At 48.2% G+C, this 14,283-nt stretch carries 16 protein-coding genes; 4 read left to right on the top strand and 12 right to left on the bottom strand.

The features are described 5' to 3' along the window. The first annotated feature begins 82 nt into the window (after positions 1 to 82). Together Q1B04_RS06130 and lysS are read left to right on the top strand one after the other, a co-directional pair. The gene (locus Q1B04_RS06130) at positions 83 to 1,111 is read left to right on the top strand and encodes a hypothetical protein (protein WP_299756864.1); all 1,029 of its coding nucleotides are present in this window, start codon (positions 83 to 85) and stop codon (positions 1,109 to 1,111) included. A gap of 298 nt (positions 1,112 to 1,409) precedes the next feature. Beyond that, entirely contained in the window at positions 1,410 to 2,954 is a 1,545-nt protein-coding gene (gene lysS / locus Q1B04_RS06125; RefSeq protein ID WP_299756861.1) for a lysine--tRNA ligase, read from the top strand. A gap of 72 nt (positions 2,955 to 3,026) precedes the next feature. Here the strand turns inward: lysS and Q1B04_RS06120 are convergent, their stop codons facing one another. The 3 genes from Q1B04_RS06120 to Q1B04_RS06110 all read right to left on the bottom strand — a co-directional run bounded on the left by Q1B04_RS06120 (position 3,027) and on the right by Q1B04_RS06110 (position 4,631). Beyond that, complete coding sequence (locus tag Q1B04_RS06120) at positions 3,027 to 3,470, bottom strand: YtxH domain-containing protein (protein ID WP_299756858.1); 444 nt, start codon at positions 3,468 to 3,470, stop codon at positions 3,027 to 3,029. Positions 3,471 to 3,707: 237 nt separating this feature from the next. Beyond that, complete coding sequence (locus Q1B04_RS06115) at positions 3,708 to 4,049, bottom strand: YtxH domain-containing protein (RefSeq protein WP_299756855.1); 342 nt, start codon at positions 4,047 to 4,049, stop codon at positions 3,708 to 3,710. A 153-nt stretch (positions 4,050 to 4,202) separates the two neighbouring features. Beyond that, the gene (locus Q1B04_RS06110; RefSeq protein WP_299756852.1) at positions 4,203 to 4,631 is read right to left on the bottom strand and encodes a YtxH domain-containing protein; all 429 of its coding nucleotides are present in this window, start codon (positions 4,629 to 4,631) and stop codon (positions 4,203 to 4,205) included. 185 nt (positions 4,632 to 4,816) lie between these two features. Between Q1B04_RS06110 and Q1B04_RS06105 the strand changes: the two genes are divergently transcribed. Both Q1B04_RS06105 and Q1B04_RS06100 read left to right on the top strand, forming a co-directional pair. Next, complete coding sequence (locus tag Q1B04_RS06105; RefSeq protein WP_299756849.1) at positions 4,817 to 5,053, top strand: Kazal-type serine protease inhibitor domain-containing protein; 237 nt, start codon at positions 4,817 to 4,819, stop codon at positions 5,051 to 5,053. Positions 5,054 to 5,077: 24 nt separating this feature from the next. After that, positions 5,078 to 5,449: a cupin domain-containing protein gene (locus Q1B04_RS06100; RefSeq protein WP_299756846.1), complete on the top strand. Its 372-nt coding sequence runs from the start codon at positions 5,078 to 5,080 to the stop codon at positions 5,447 to 5,449. A gap of 212 nt (positions 5,450 to 5,661) precedes the next feature. Here Q1B04_RS06100 and Q1B04_RS06095 read toward each other — a convergent pair whose 3' ends face one another. The 9 genes from Q1B04_RS06095 to Q1B04_RS06060 all read right to left on the bottom strand — a co-directional run bounded on the left by Q1B04_RS06095 (position 5,662) and on the right by Q1B04_RS06060 (position 14,173). After that, entirely contained in the window at positions 5,662 to 6,474 is an 813-nt protein-coding gene (locus Q1B04_RS06095) for an SDR family oxidoreductase (protein WP_299756843.1), read from the bottom strand. An 80-nt stretch (positions 6,475 to 6,554) separates the two neighbouring features. Beyond that, the gene (gene recN / locus Q1B04_RS06090; RefSeq protein ID WP_299756840.1) at positions 6,555 to 8,252 is read right to left on the bottom strand and encodes a DNA repair protein RecN; all 1,698 of its coding nucleotides are present in this window, start codon (positions 8,250 to 8,252) and stop codon (positions 6,555 to 6,557) included. Positions 8,253 to 8,894: 642 nt separating this feature from the next. Beyond that, a complete protein-coding gene (locus Q1B04_RS06085) occupies positions 8,895 to 9,125 on the bottom strand; it encodes a hypothetical protein (RefSeq protein WP_299756837.1) in 231 nt (76 codons plus the stop codon). A gap of 72 nt (positions 9,126 to 9,197) precedes the next feature. Then, positions 9,198 to 10,103: a DUF4835 family protein gene (locus Q1B04_RS06080; RefSeq protein WP_299756835.1), complete on the bottom strand. Its 906-nt coding sequence runs from the start codon at positions 10,101 to 10,103 to the stop codon at positions 9,198 to 9,200. Further along, on the bottom strand, positions 10,096 to 10,758 hold the full coding sequence (gene coaBC / locus Q1B04_RS20000) for a bifunctional phosphopantothenoylcysteine decarboxylase/phosphopantothenate--cysteine ligase CoaBC (RefSeq protein ID WP_366524635.1): 663 nt from the start codon (positions 10,756 to 10,758) through the stop codon (positions 10,096 to 10,098). The genes Q1B04_RS06080 and coaBC overlap by 8 nt, the downstream gene beginning before the upstream one ends. Continuing rightward, positions 10,739 to 11,299, bottom strand: coding sequence for a flavoprotein (locus Q1B04_RS19995; RefSeq protein ID WP_366524634.1), 561 nt, complete (start codon positions 11,297 to 11,299; stop codon positions 10,739 to 10,741). Before Q1B04_RS19995 ends, coaBC begins: the two co-directional genes overlap by 20 nt. A 9-nt stretch (positions 11,300 to 11,308) precedes the next feature. Beyond that, on the bottom strand, positions 11,309 to 11,638 hold the full coding sequence (locus Q1B04_RS06070; protein ID WP_299756833.1) for a DNA-directed RNA polymerase subunit omega: 330 nt from the start codon (positions 11,636 to 11,638) through the stop codon (positions 11,309 to 11,311). 11 nt (positions 11,639 to 11,649) lie between these two features. Next, the gene (gene bamD / locus Q1B04_RS06065; RefSeq protein ID WP_299756830.1) at positions 11,650 to 12,474 is read right to left on the bottom strand and encodes an outer membrane protein assembly factor BamD; all 825 of its coding nucleotides are present in this window, start codon (positions 12,472 to 12,474) and stop codon (positions 11,650 to 11,652) included. Positions 12,475 to 12,544: 70 nt separating this feature from the next. Then, the gene (locus Q1B04_RS06060; RefSeq protein WP_299756828.1) at positions 12,545 to 14,173 is read right to left on the bottom strand and encodes an OstA-like protein; all 1,629 of its coding nucleotides are present in this window, start codon (positions 14,171 to 14,173) and stop codon (positions 12,545 to 12,547) included. Positions 14,174 to 14,283: the final 110 nt, after the last annotated feature.

Raw genomic sequence — 14,283 nt, 5'->3', positions numbered from 1 at the left:
AACCAGTAATTTAATATCACCAAAACAGCCGTTATTTCCTGATTTTATGCAACTGATGCTGCCTCATATTTGTTTATTATATATGAAAGAGAGAGATGAAGAAAAGGTGCTTCCCCTGTATCAGGAGGAAACACAAAACACAGATAAAGTATGGCAGAAATCCATACCTGCACAGGTGTTTCTGAACTACTTTTTTGCGATAAACTACCACATCCAAAACTCTGGCACCGTGGCGCCGGGCCAACTGCCGGTGCTGCATGAGCAGAAGCCGGATCTAAACGAACAAGACTTGGAGGCTATAAAAAAGCTGTTGCTAAATAGCTGGAGCACTGAGTATGCTTTGCGTGCCACCGCCGAGCTTGGCGATGAGGAATACATGCGTAACGCGCTGCACTGGACTTTTCCGCAGGCTTATTATGCTGTGTTTGCGGGCTTGCAAGCGTTCCTGTACACGCGCGGCGTAAAAACAAATAATGAGGCTTGGGTGCTACGTGAAGCCGGGAGGTTGGTAGTAAAAAATGCGTACCCGCGGGCAATGGGCTTCTACGCATCAGGCCATTATGATGATTTTAACGTACACCGCCTGCCGCTGGCGCACTACAAGCCGGGCCTGCAGATTGCGGGAAAAGAGCTGGAAGCGCAGTCGCAGATAGGGCAGTTTTTGCGCACCACCCGCCGCCAACGCGCCAAGGCTGTAAGGCAGCAGGTGCAGGCCAACACCGCCACAGCTATCCGGAGCAGCAAAACCGGCGAGGTACTCCAGAAATTCGGGCCGCAGCACTGGCAGCAGCTAACCTGGCGCATAGGCTATACTACACTGTTTGACCTGATGGCGCGCCTGCGCATCTCCTCCTCTCATCGTGAGATTGAACGTTTCGTGCAGGCTGAGATCGACTTTAAACTGTTTCATGAGTCGCTGCTGCAGTTGGTAAGCTACCTGAACGGAATACACGAGTGCTATGTGGCGCAGGCTGTCGGCTTGCAAAAGTATGAGTCTTCTGTGCGGGAATTGCCGAAGCACCTGCAGGGTAACTTTGTAGAGGCAAGACTGCAACAACAGATAAAGCCGCTGCTTGGCAACGAAGACTACGAACTAGGTCAGGCGGCATAAAGCATACTTTCCTTCCTTGGCCCCAGCAGGTTTATACTTGCTGGGGCCTTTTTTTGCCTGCTGCTATAAGTATAAGTATCGTTTTCTGCACCTGAGCTTACACCTTAACTTGCTCTGCTATTTAGTTCTCACAAAGCATAGAATATGATGCGCCTCAGCAGATTACACGCATTATCAAACATAAAACCTGCTACAGCACCTCAGCAATTTAACAATCAGCAATTAACACTTTAAAAGCTGCCGATTATTTCCGAATTTTGCAGCTTGATTTGAACTTACCACATATAGTATAAATCGCATGCAACTGAGCGAACAGGAACTACGCAGACGCCATGAGCGCGAAGAACTGGAGAAAATGGGCATTAACCCATATCCGTCTGAGACATTTGAGGTTACGGCCACTGCCAAGGAGATAAAGGAAAATTTTGATAAGGAGAAAAACAACTTCCAGGAGGTAACGCTGGCTGGCCGTTTAATGAGCCGCCGTATTATGGGCAAAGCCTCTTTTGCGGAGTTGATGGACAGCACTGGCCGTATCCAGATCTATGTGTCGCGCGATGACATTGCGCCTGGCGAGAACAAGGACCTGTACAACACGGTATTCAAGAAAATGCTCGACATCGGTGACTTCATCGGTATTAAAGGCTATGCTTTTGTAACGCAGGTAGGTGAGATTTCTGTACACGTAACAGAGCTGAAGGTACTGACCAAATCACTGAGACCGCTGCCAATTGTGAAGCGCGAAGTAGATGAGAACGGCGTGGAGCACGTATACGACGCGTTTAACGACCCTGAATTACGTTATCGCCAGCGTTACGTAGACCTGATCGTGAACCCGCACGTGCGCGATACTTTTAAGAAGCGTACCAAGCTTGTTAACACCATGCGTAACTTCCTGACAGAGAAAGAATACCTGGAGGTAGAAACGCCTATACTGCAGCCTATACATGGCGGTGCCGCAGCGCGTCCGTTTAAAACGCACCACAACACGCTGGATATGACGCTGTACCTGCGTATTGCCAACGAGCTTTACCTTAAGCGCCTGATTGTAGGTGGTTTTGACGGTGTGTTCGAGTTTGCCAAAGACTTCCGTAACGAAGGCATGAGCCGTTTCCATAACCCGGAGTTTACTGTAATGGAGCTTTACGTTACCTATAAAGACTACAACTGGATGATGGAGCTGGTAGAGGAAATGGTAGAGAAAGTGGCTTTAGCCCTGCACGGCACTACAGAGGTTAAAGTAGGCGAGAACATCATCAACTTTGCCCGCCCATGGAAGCGCTACACAATGTATGAGGCCATCGAGCATTTCACTAAAATCGATATTTCTGAAATGGGTGAGCCAGAGCTGCGCCAGACGGCAGAGAAGTTGGGCATCCATACAGACCCAACAATGGGTAAAGCCAAGCTGATTGATGAGATTTTCGGGGAAACATCAGAGCCATACCTGATTCAGCCGACATTTATTACAGATTACCCTGTAGAGATGAGCCCACTTGCTAAGAAGCACCGCAGCAAGCCAGGTTTGGTAGAGCGTTTTGAGGCTATTTGCAACGGCAAGGAGATTTGTAATGCCTTCTCTGAACTAAATGACCCTGTAGACCAGCGTGCCCGCTTTGAGGAACAGCTGGAACTGGCCAGACGCGGCGACGTAGAGGCCATGGCTCTGGATGAGGACTTCTTACGTGCGCTAGAGTATGGCATGCCGCCAACAGCAGGTTTGGGTGTAGGTATAGACCGGCTGACCATGATCATGACAGACTCTAACTCAATTCAGGATGTACTGTTCTTCCCGCAGATGAAGCCGGAGAAGCAGGATAAGAAAGAGGACGAGCAGAAGTAAAACTCTCAGTATAAACCATAAAAAAACCGCCTGTTAATATTAACAGGCGGTTTTTTTATGGTTTATGTTCACCTACAGTCCAGGTGTGTTTCTGGCAGTGTTGGTCATATTTTTATTTTCCTGATCATCCCATTTATTAGGATCTGTGTATGGGCTTTTCTGTACTTTGCCTTGCATCTGGTTACCAGACTTATCGCCTTTAACCTTACTTGTCCAGTCGCTAACTTTGCCTTTGGTGCTGCTGTAGCCTTTGTTTACCTGCTCACCCAGCTTGCTTGCCTGGTTAGATACTTTTTTACGCATCACAGTGCCCTTGTCCGGGGCAAGCATCATTCCTGCTATAACACCTGCGGCTGCACCAGCAATTAGTCCTGCTACCACTTGGCCGCCACTGCTGCTCTTCGCTTTACCGGTTTTGTGCTCTGTTCCTTTCTGCTTAATCTGGCGTACAGATTCGTGTGTGCTATAATTAGATTTGTGCTCGCCAAGTGAGCGGCATTCCATATGGGTTCTCATAGTTTATTTCTGTTTTAATATTGATTTTTAAAAGACCTCTCTTCGGAGGCATTACTATATCAATTATAACGCGAACAAGCGTTTTAGGTTAACATAGCTGCTGCTTAAAGCAAAATCGCCTGCCCAGTTAAGGGTAGGCGATTTTTTAGATGACGCACTACTGGCCTCCTCAGCAAACAGCGGCACAAGGCCACAGTTTTGGCTGTAGTTTGTCTGAATTTAAATCTTTTACAGGGACTAAGCGTTTCCGCCTGTGCTGCCGGTTGCAGAGCTGCCACCTGTTGTAGCTGATCCTGCAGAGGCTGATGATGAGCCGGAAGATGCAGAGGTGCCGGTATTATCGTTACCGCCTTTGTTGCCTTCCGCAGACTTACCGAATGTATCGCCGCTCATCTTTTTAATCTCTTCCAGGCCGTCCTGAAGGTTTTTCTCAAGATCTTTGCTCATTTTGCCCGCCCATTTTTTAACGCTGCTACGGGTAACCTCACCTGTATCTGGTGCCATAAGTAAACCCGCAATAACACCGGCACTGGCACCAGCCAGCATAGCAAGCAAAACTTTTCCGCTATTGTCTTTCATAGTTTTTGTCTAATTTTTATGATCTTTAATCCTTAAACTCTTGTGTGCTGTTATAACGGCTACAACAGCATTAAGTTATACCTATACTATAAGATTCTATTATAGTTGCCGTATAAGCAACAAATTTATGAGAAAATAACAATTCTCAAAACCTTATAGTTTAAAGTTAAGGTCAGACAACATGCGCTTTAACTCATCTTTGGTTTTACCTATTCTTTGCTGCAAACGATCTAGCAGTTCGTTTTCTTGCCCTTGCTTGTAATCCAGGTCCTCCTCTGTCAGGTCGTCGTAATTATTGCGGAGCTGTCTCTTTACATCATCCCAGGAGCCGTGCATCACAAAATCATAGTCTTCGTCGGCTTGTGCGCCTGTTTTTTTGCTGCGTTTATTTTTGAGATCAGCCGTCCAGCGTTTCACATTATTATTAACATCTTCGCTGGCCTTGTTCAGTTGGCGCATTAACTCTTCGCGGGCGTCACGTCCTGTCTTTGGAGCTAGTAACACTCCTGCAGCCACACCTACACCAATACCGGCTAGCGTGGCTATCAAAATTTTATCACTGTCTTTATTGATCTGATTCATAGTTTTATATTAACGGTTGTTATAAGAAAGAAAAGGGTTTAAACAGACCATACCAAAAGACAGGCTGAATCCGTTCTTATTTCTATATTTTTGTAATTGCAGATACATACGCACTCAGCCTTTACAGGTTAGTGCTTGTGTGCTTTTCTGCCTTTTACGTAACTATTTTTAACCAACCAGAAACTATGAAAAAAGTACTTATCGCCTCGTCCTTCATACTTGCCAGCCTCGCCTCCTGCGTTAACAACAATACGCCGCAAACCACCTGCATCGATCCGGCAAAAATAGATCCCGAAGCTATCTGCACCATGCAATATGAACCAGTATGCGGCTGCGACGGCAAAACATACAGCAATTCCTGCATGGCCGATAAGGCTGGCGTTACCTCCTACACGCAGGGCGCATGCGCAGACAAGCAATAGCCTTATACTTAAACAGCGTTAACTATGAGCCAGAAAAAATATTTTAAGCAGACGAAGCCGTTTCAGGTACCAACCACCGATGGCAAACTGATAGAAGAGCATTTCGGAAACGCCTCCACGCAAACCAATGCCTTTAGCGTGGCGCACATGGTTGCGCCGCCGCAATGGGGAGAGCCGCACCAAACTCCGGAGTTTGATGAGATAACGATTGTTACCCGCGGCAAAAAACTGATTGAAATTGACGGTGAGGAAGTGGAGGTGAACGCCGGTGAATCTATACTTATAAAAGCCGGAGCCCGCATCCGCTACTCCAACCCCTACAATCACGAAACCGAGTACTGGTCTATCTGCATCCCCGCTTTTGATTTTAACGCGGTGCACCGGGAGGAGGAGTAAGTATAACCGGAGCTCAGCCGTAGGATGAAACATAGCTCCTCTCTCCGGCCACTACTTCAGTTTAGTAAACATAGGGTAGCTAAGTATACCTTTTACCTCTGCAGAAACTCCTCCTAAAGTAGGGAGAGTATTGGTTTCTCTAAAACAAAATAGCCTCTGCTACATCAGCAGAGGCTATTTTATATTTTATAAGTTGAGTATCCTGCTCAAACTTATTTAGAGATCATATCCACGATATCCTCAGAAACGCCCATGTAAGAGAATCCGCCATCGTGCATCAGGTTCTGCATTGTTACCATGCGGGTAAGGTCTGAGAACAGCGTGATAGCATAGTTGGCGCAATCTTCGGCAGAGGCATTGCCCAGCGGAGACATCTTATCAGCATAGTCGTAGAACGCGTCGAAACCACCCACACCTGTACCGGCTGTCGTTTTAGTCGGAGACTGAGAAATGGTATTTACACGTACATTCTTCAGCTTACCAAAACGGTAGCCATAGTTACGGGCAATAGATTCCAGAATAGCCTTGGCATGCGACATGTCAGTATAATCCGGGAATACGCGTTGCGCCGCAATGTAAGACAGCGCTACAATAGAACCCCACTCGTTCATGGCGTCCTGCTTCTCAGCCACGTGCATCACCTTATGGAAAGATAGCGCCGAGATATCCAGCGTTTTCTGGAACCAATCATAATTCAGGTCGCCGTACGCTTTGCCTTTGCGGATGTTCGGGCTAGAGCCGATAGAGTGAAGTACAAAGTCAATTTTGCTGCCCAGGATCTCCTGCGCCTTTGTGAACAGGTTTTCCAGGTCCTCTACCGATGTAGCGTCAGCCGGGATGATCTGCGCATTGCAGTGCTCGGCCAGTTTGTTGATCTCACCCATACGCATAGCGATCGGTGCGTTTGTAAGAACAAACTCCGCACCTTCTTCTTTGGCACGCATGGCTACCTTCCAGGCAATAGATTTCTCATCCAGCGCACCGAAAATGATCCCCTTCTTTCCTTTTAAAAGATTATAAGACATGTCTTTTGTTATTTTATTGATTGCCTAATCCAATGTTACCGGCAAGCCCGGAAACGAAGCAGCAATATAGCAATTCCTATTTAGAGTGAAAGCAACTCTTTGGCACTTTGATAGGCATTATCGCTTGGGTTGGCACCGGCAATCATGTGGGCAATCTCGTTGATGCGCTCCTGATTATCCAGCTTCTTCACCCGGCTGATGGTGCGGTCTTCCGTGTCGTGCTTGTACACAAAGTAATGCGAGTTGCCTTGTGCCGCTATTTGTGGCAAGTGCGAAATAGCAATAATCTGGTGCTTCTGCGCCATCTGCTGCATCATTTTGCCTACCTTCACGGCCACCTCTCCGGAAATACCTGTATCTATCTCGTCGAAAACGATGGTTGGCAAGGCAGTTTTGTCGGCCAGCATATACTTTATACTTAGCATCAGGCGAGAGAACTCACCACCCGAGGCGGCCTTGATCAGCGACTGCGGCTGCGCACCTTTGTTGGCGCTGAAAAGTATACTTATATCATCGGTACCGGTTGCCGATGGCGTTACCTCGTTGTGCTGAATTACGATGCGAGCGTTCGGCATGCCCAGCTCCGCCAGCAACTTGTACAGTTCTTCCTCAAAAGTGCAGAATGATGCTTTCCGGCGCTCCGAAAGTATGGCTGCCTTCTCCAGCACCTCCTGCTCTGCGGCCTTCATGGCCTTTTCAGTGTTGGTGATAGCGGTGTCCAGGTTAAGTACGCTGCCAACCTTCTCCTCCAGTTCCCGCTGAATTTGCAGTAGCTCTGCATTGCTATGTACCTGGTGCTTGCGCTGCAAAGTATAAATCAGGTTCAGGCGCTCCTGTACCTCCAGCGTGCGCTCCGGATCGGCTTCGGTGTTGCGGTCGGCGTCCTCCAGTTCTCCGGCAATGTCGTTCAGCTCTATCATGCAGCTTTCGGTGCGGCTGCGAAGCTCCTCATACTTAGTAGAGAAAGCCGACAGTTGGCTTAATGTATGCACAGTGTCTTTTAGTGCAGAAGTGATGTTAAACTCCGATTCTGTAAGACTCTGTACTGCCTGCGTCAGCTTTAGTTTGATGTCCTCAGCGTTTTCCAACTGCTTTAGCTCTCCCTCCAGCTCCTCCTGCTCGTTCTGCTGCAGGCCAGCCTCGTCCAGTTCGTTCAGCAAAAAGGCATGGTAATCGTGCTCCTTCTGCGCCTGCGCCAGTTGGTCGGTCAGCTTTTTATAATCACTTTCCAGCTTCTTGTACTGGCGGTAGCTCTCGTTATACTTGCGCAGGTACGATAGATTTCCGGCATAAATATCGAAAGTAGTATTGCCCATAGAGGACGTATTGCCTGCATAAATATCCAGGATGTTTAGCTGATAGCTGGTGTCGCCGAGCTGCAGTGTATCGTGCTGCGAGTGAATATCCATCAGGTTCTCACCTATTTTGCGGATTACGTCCAGCGTTACCGGCGTGTCGTTCACAAAGGCACGGCTCTTGCCGCTCGGGCTGATCTCGCGGCGCAGAATGCACTGGTTATCAAAATCCAGATCCTCCTTAGTAAAAAGCTCCTGCAGGTTATAGCTCGAGATATCGAACACGCCCTCAATCACACACTTTTCCGCTTGGTTAAAGAGCAGCTTGGTATCGGCGCGGTTGCCCAGCAGCAGACCAATAGCGCCCAGCATAATGGACTTACCGGCACCTGTCTCGCCCGTAATAATGTTGAGCACCGGCGACGGATTCATCTCCAGTTTCTCGATCAGGGCGTAATTCTTTATTTTAAGATCTATCAGCATATACTAATCACACATGACTATAGACATAAGAAGTATTTTGGCCTATGCTAAAGTTCGTTAATTCTGTTCTTTTTTTGAAGTATGGAATCTGACTTTTACTGTTGCTCCTGACGCAAGCATTTCAACACTGACCTGCCGCTGGCGCGAGTTTGCAACTCGTGCCTTCTATGGTGTAGGGTTTGCAACCCGACTGCCTTGAAAAGCCATATTTTATACTTTGATTTAGTATTGAATTCAAGCTATACTTATCAAACTACTGCTGATCCTCCAGCCCCACGAGCGTCTCATTTCATTTCCGGCTTTGGCGCTCTCAAGGCCGAGTAGGCTCATCCTTGGGCATCGCGCTGGGAGCTTTTCCTGCCCTCGTACCTCGGGCTGCCTGCGGCACCGTAAAACCTCGCATAGGCGCTCAACCCAAGGATTGGGATTAGTTTTCTTTTTCCAGCAATATTACGGTAAAGCATACTTCTATACTTGCACGAACTGTTACTTCCAGTAATTCCGCTCTTTCGGATTTGCAATCCGGAAGTATGGAGCCGCGGATTATAAATCCGGAACAGCAGTTCTTTTATCTTCAGCATTTATACTTTCCCATTTATTTCTAAAGTATAAGCTCCCAGTAAGCTGGCTATACTTCATACTTCAGTACGGAGCCTCCACATCATAGATGATCTCCTCCACCTGCTCCAACGGAAAATTGTGGTAGTTGAAACGCAGGTCCTGCAGTTCTGCCCCACTTTCATCTAAACGCTTCAACTTGCCGGTCAGCACTACTTTGGAGCGCAACACTACCTGCACGGCAGGGCTTTGCAACAGCTCAAAACGGTGGTTTAAAAGTTTAGTTTTGAAAATGCGGATCTGGCGTTTTCCCATGGGCGCAAGTATAAAGTCGGCAACAAATTTTGCTCCGTGAAGATACGCGCTTTTAGCGAAATTCTAAAAATTTTAGCGTTTTAGCAAAATCTCGTATTTGCTGTTGTTGGTAGGGTCTACCTGCGATAGGATGGAGAATGCCTGCTGCTTCTGCGCCGGTGCGGCGGTCTTGAACATATTGGCTAGCTCATCGGCCTTCGCATCGAAGAAGGCACGAAGTATGGCGGCGTTTGGTTTCTGCTGCTGCAGGCGCTGTATGCTGGTGAGCATGCCGAGCACGTTCTGCCGTGCCTCCTCCGGCTTCTCAGCCATTTGGTCCAGCCCCTGGCGGTGCATGGTATAAAGTCCTTCCCGGAACGGCAAAAACTGCGGGTCCTGCACATTGTCGATCAGCCAGTAGCGATTGCGGTTGCTATCGAATGCTTTCCAGCCTGGGTAGCCAGCACCCTGCGAGGCAGCGATGTTAAGTATGGCCCTGGCTTTATCAAAAGACGGCGAGCCTCCTAAACGGCCAAAGCTGTCGTTATCCATCCCGATGATCATGTAGGCATAAAAAGCCAGCATCGAAGACAGGTTGGATGTATAATTGTTCTCGGCAAACTCTAGTGGTTGGGCGGCATTAAACTGGAAGGTCCAGTCTTTATCAATAAAAGAGAAAAGTACGGATTCGTAGCCGGTGCCATACGCCGGCCTTACCGACAGTACCTGCACGTTTGCCCTAAAAGAGCCGATTTCCGGCATCTCCGTCAGGTTGATGAGGATGCGGCATTTGATTCGTTCATCAGAGCCATAAGGCTGGCTGGTCCAGCGGCGGTTATTCATAAACTCAAAAATGCGCGTCTGCATTTCTGTAAATAATTGCCGGTCTGTGTACTGTACTTGCTCACTGTTTACCACCACATCGCACTGCAGTTCCTGCGCCTTGGCACTCCAGGCAGTAAAAATCAGCATCAGCAAAACAAGTACTTTCTTAGCCATGTATTCGCTCCAAAATTAGGTTTACAATATCCTCTGCCACCTCGCTTTTCTTTTTGAGGTCAAAAGCATGCGTGGCGTTTTCTTCTATGATGGTGATTTTGTTGGTGTCATGCGCGAAACCTGCCCCAGGGTCGTTGAGCGAATTCAGCACGATCATGTCTAGGTTCTTCTTACGGAGTTTTCCGCGTGCGTTATCGCTTTCGTTATCAGTTTCCAGGGCAAAGCCTACCGAATACTGCCACTCCTGCTTCTGCTTGCCTAGCGCTGCCGCAATATCAACGTTTTTCACCAGCTCTATTGTCAGTTCGTCGCCATCTTTCTTGATTTTTTTAGCGGCAACAGTTTTGGGGCGATAGTCTGCCACGGCAGCCGCAAACACCCAAATATCAGCAGCATCGGCATACTTTAGAACTGCCTTATACATTTCGCTGGCTGTGGTTACCCGCTTTACCTGTATGTTGGCGTGGTGCGTGTGCAGGTTGGTTGGCCCCGACACCAGCACAACTTTTGCCCCGTACGCAGCAAACTGTTCTGCTAATGCGTAACCCATTTTACCTGTAGAGTGGTTCCCGATAAAGCGTACCGGGTCTATGGGCTCGTGCGTAGGCCCTGCCGTGAGCAGGACTGTTTTACCTTTAAACGATCTTTCTGTCACCTGAAAAAAAATTCTGAAGCACCTGCACTATCTCCTCCGGCTCTGCCATACGCCCCTGCCCTACCAGCCCGCTGGCCAGTTCGCCGTAGCCCGCTTCTATAATGCGGTTGCCGTAGCCCTGCAGTTTGGTAAAGTTGTTTTGCACCGACGGATGGCGGTACATATCCAGGTCCATGGCTGGGGCTACAAAAACAGGGCAACGCGCCGACAGGTAAATGGCGCTGAGCAGGTTATCGCAGAAGCCGTTTGCGAATTTGGCCACTGTGTTGGCACTGGCCGGGGCCACTACCAGAGCATCGGCCCAAAGCCCAAGATCCACGTGATTGTTCCACGTGCCGGTTTCGTCTTTCACAAACTGGCTTAGCACTGGCCGTTTGGAGAGGGTGGCCAGCGTTAAAGGGGTTATAAACTCAGAAGCAGAAGCAGTCAAAATGACCTGTACTTCTGCTTCTGCTTTTATGAGTTGGCGGACGAGTATGGCAGCTTTGTAGGCTGCTATACTTCCGCAAACTCCCAATATGATTCTTTTACCTTTCAGCATCCGCCTGTTTTACAGGTTGATGTCCTCCTCGGTTTCTTCCTCTGGCTTTCTTACGTATACCTTTCCTTCTAAAAACTCCTCGATAGCAAGGTTGGTTGGCTTAGGCAGACGCTCGTAATACTTGGAAATCTCGATCTGCTCGCGGTTTTCGAACACCTCCTCCAGGTTGTCTACCGTAGTGGCAAACTCAGCCAGCTTGGAGTTCAGCTCTTCTTTCAGCTTTACAGAAATCTGGTTTGCTCTTTTAGAGATAACAGACACAGACATGTACATGTTGCCGGTTTGCTCTGCAAAGTCGGCCATGTTGCGGGTAACGATTGATGATGGAACTGATGCCATATATGTATACTTTATGAATTCTGTTGTTTTGATTTTCTCATATCTGCCAAAGCCGATTGCACTGAATCGAACACACGCTCGGCATCGCGCTTATACCTGCTCTCCGGATACATGTCTACAAAAGACTGGAAGTAATCCAGTGCCAGGTCATAACGCTCTTCCTGCTTGCTCGGCACGCTTTCCAAAGCAAAGCGGTACTGTGCGTCAAACCTTAGGTAAGCTGCTTCCTCGGCATAAGGCGAAGAGGCGTGCTCCTGCAAAAAGTTGTTCAGAGCTACTGCAGCTGAGCGCCAGTAACGCAGTTTATAGTATAGTTGGGCTTGGTTAAAGTCTTTTCTATCGAGTTTGGTGTACAGTTCTTCCAGTACTCTGTTTGCCTCAGTAGCTCTTTCGCTGGTTGGGTAACGGATCAAAAACTCCTCGTACGCCTCAATGGCCGTTATGGTTGGCGTCTGGTCTTCTTCGTAGCTCGGCGACTGCTCATACAGCGACTGTGCCTGCAAAAACATAGCTTCCTCGGCAAAAGGGCTGCGTGGGTAAACCGTGTAGAAGTTTCTGAAATAGGCATCGCTCAGGATGTAGTTGCCTTGCATAAAGTGAGACTTAGCACGGTAAAACAGTGCCTTTTCAGCCTCCTCCGTACCAGCCAACAGATCGGTTACCTGGTCAAAAAGCTGAGAAGCGCGGTAAAACTCATCCTGCTCATAATACTCCAGCGCAGCTTTATACTTCTTGCTGACGTCGTTGCTTTTCAGCAATTGCTGAAAGTTACTACAGCCAGTGGCCAGCAGCAACAGGCAAAACAGTGCGATACTATGGAAAAAGCCTCTATTCATGAACAGGCAAAATTATAGAATATCCGTTTGATTTACAAAAGAGATTAGGCAATGGCGACAGCTTTCTTTCTTACTGCTTGTTTTTCTGCCTGGCCGCACGTTTTTTAGCCTTAGCAGACGGAACAGCTGGTGCTTTTTTAGGCGCTGCGGTTACGGCAGGCTGCAGCTGTTTTGCCAGCACCTGCTGCTTTGTTGGCCGCAACTCTGCCATCCAGTTGAAACCCTCTAAGCGCCTATCGGCTTCGTTTAGCTCATGGGGCGGCACGAAACTGGCATCCGGCTGTACCAGAAACGAGATTGTCTGCAGTTTATTTTCCGCGAACTTCAGAATCATATCGCTGCAGATGGCTTTGTTCATTCCCGTCAGCACCGAGTCTCCCTCCAAGGCAAAGTATAAGCTCTCGCCGTTGCCGTTCACGTTTACCCGCTTAATTTTCCCATCCTGAAAATAGGCTGTCATGTCGCGCCCCTTTACCTGGTTGTAATTTTTCAGCGAGTCTTCAGAAGTAATAAAAGCATTGCTGTACATGTACATGCGGTCGATGGTTTGGTTGCGCAACTGTATATGGATGGTATCAGACACCAACTGGCTCTGCTCGTTCCAAAGTACCGGTTTCACATTCATGTGCATTACAGAGTCGGTGCGGTTGTAGCTCAGCGAGTCGGATTTGCCCTGCAGGTCCGATTTAAATATTTTAACGTCGGGATAGGCGTAAATCATACTTGCGGTTCTGGCTCCCTTTGTCTCCTGAGAGTATAGCGTATCTGCAGACAGAAAAAGCGTATCGCCTTCCATGACCGTTTCCATGGTCGGGCTGCCGTATACTTTGGCCTCGCCCCTGTCGCGCCAGTAGCGCCCGATTTGGCCGCGTATGGTTACATCATCCTTCAGGGCGCGCAGCGACACGTTTTTCTCTGCGTAGCCATAGCCTTTGCTCTGGTCATAATACAACTTATCACCGCCCAAACGATACTCCGGGGTAAGTATGTAAGCGTTACGGCCAAAGTTCGATACCTTCGTGATAGTGTTGTAGGTGCCCTCTTCAGCATAAAGATCCCCCTGCTCGCCGTCTATAAAGGTTGGCCCCTGAAAGTACACCACTTTTGTGAGCGTGTTGTACCTCATATTCTGAGCCTTGATAGTATAATCAGCAGTTTTTACGTTCACGTCCTGCTGAAAGTCAAACATTTTAGTCTTGGTATTGTAGGAGCCGCGTTTACTTACTAGTCGGTTTTCAGGGTCTACAATGGTGCCGCCCTCAGTATAGGTTGCGGTGCGGGTATTTAGGTTATAATCCAGGCTTGGTGTGGTCAGGGTCATGCGGGGGTCGCGCATCACTACGTTACCGATTATTTTCGCTGAGCGGGTGTCGCCATTATAGGTAGCTCGGTCTCCGGTAATGTTTACCGTATCAGCCTGATTGATACGCACATTACCAAAAGCCTCCAGCACGTTTTGCTCTTTATACTGATACACAGAGTCAGCGTAAAGCGTGCCGTCTTTCTGCTTAAAGATCACGTTGCCGATGAGCTTATCGATGCGCTGCCCGTTAAAGGTACCGCCGATCAGGCTGTCGGCCTGCTGCAGGTCTACAGGCATTTTCTCTGCCTGGCCCTGCCTCGGGCGCTGCTGTTGCCCGAAAACAGTGAACGCAAGCAGGCTAAAGACGAGAGAAAAGAGTAGTTTTGTATAGTTCATTTAGATTGTAGACAAAGTACTAGAGACATCACGACAAAGGATTCCGATTCTATTGTCCTTTGCTTAACAGTCTTTCGTCTATTTTATACTTCAAAATTAGAAAAAAATTA

The organism is uncultured Pontibacter sp., from assembly GCF_947495565.1.
GTDB lineage: Bacteria > Bacteroidota > Bacteroidia > Cytophagales > Hymenobacteraceae > Pontibacter.
This window is presented reverse-complemented; position numbering and strand designations above follow the sequence as displayed.

Excerpts from the sequence above, each read along its gene's own strand:
- Q1B04_RS06080 (WP_299756835.1), bottom strand. The coding sequence starts at position 10,103 with ATGGCTAAGAAAGTACTTGTTTTGCTGATGCTGATTTTTACTGCCTGG.
- Q1B04_RS06060 (WP_299756828.1), bottom strand. The coding sequence starts at position 14,173 with ATGAACTATACAAAACTACTCTTTTCTCTCGTCTTTAGCCTGCTTGCG.
- Q1B04_RS19995 (WP_366524634.1), bottom strand. The coding sequence starts at position 11,299 with ATGCTGAAAGGTAAAAGAATCATATTGGGAGTTTGCGGAAGTATAGCA.
- Q1B04_RS06115 (WP_299756855.1), bottom strand. The coding sequence starts at position 4,049 with ATGAAAGACAATAGCGGAAAAGTTTTGCTTGCTATGCTGGCTGGTGCC.
- Q1B04_RS06085 (WP_299756837.1), bottom strand. The coding sequence starts at position 9,125 with ATGGGAAAACGCCAGATCCGCATTTTCAAAACTAAACTTTTAAACCAC.
- Q1B04_RS06120 (WP_299756858.1), bottom strand. The coding sequence starts at position 3,470 with ATGAGAACCCATATGGAATGCCGCTCACTTGGCGAGCACAAATCTAAT.
- Q1B04_RS06100 (WP_299756846.1), top strand. The coding sequence starts at position 5,078 with ATGAGCCAGAAAAAATATTTTAAGCAGACGAAGCCGTTTCAGGTACCA.
- recN (WP_299756840.1), bottom strand. The coding sequence starts at position 8,252 with ATGCTGATAGATCTTAAAATAAAGAATTACGCCCTGATCGAGAAACTG.
- Q1B04_RS06095 (WP_299756843.1), bottom strand. The coding sequence starts at position 6,474 with ATGTCTTATAATCTTTTAAAAGGAAAGAAGGGGATCATTTTCGGTGCG.
- Q1B04_RS06130 (WP_299756864.1), top strand. The coding sequence starts at position 83 with ATGAAAGAGAGAGATGAAGAAAAGGTGCTTCCCCTGTATCAGGAGGAA.
- Q1B04_RS06110 (WP_299756852.1), bottom strand. The coding sequence starts at position 4,631 with ATGAATCAGATCAATAAAGACAGTGATAAAATTTTGATAGCCACGCTA.
- Q1B04_RS06070 (WP_299756833.1), bottom strand. The coding sequence starts at position 11,638 with ATGGCATCAGTTCCATCATCAATCGTTACCCGCAACATGGCCGACTTT.
- Q1B04_RS06105 (WP_299756849.1), top strand. The coding sequence starts at position 4,817 with ATGAAAAAAGTACTTATCGCCTCGTCCTTCATACTTGCCAGCCTCGCC.
- bamD (WP_299756830.1), bottom strand. The coding sequence starts at position 12,474 with ATGAATAGAGGCTTTTTCCATAGTATCGCACTGTTTTGCCTGTTGCTG.
- lysS (WP_299756861.1), top strand. The coding sequence starts at position 1,410 with ATGCAACTGAGCGAACAGGAACTACGCAGACGCCATGAGCGCGAAGAA.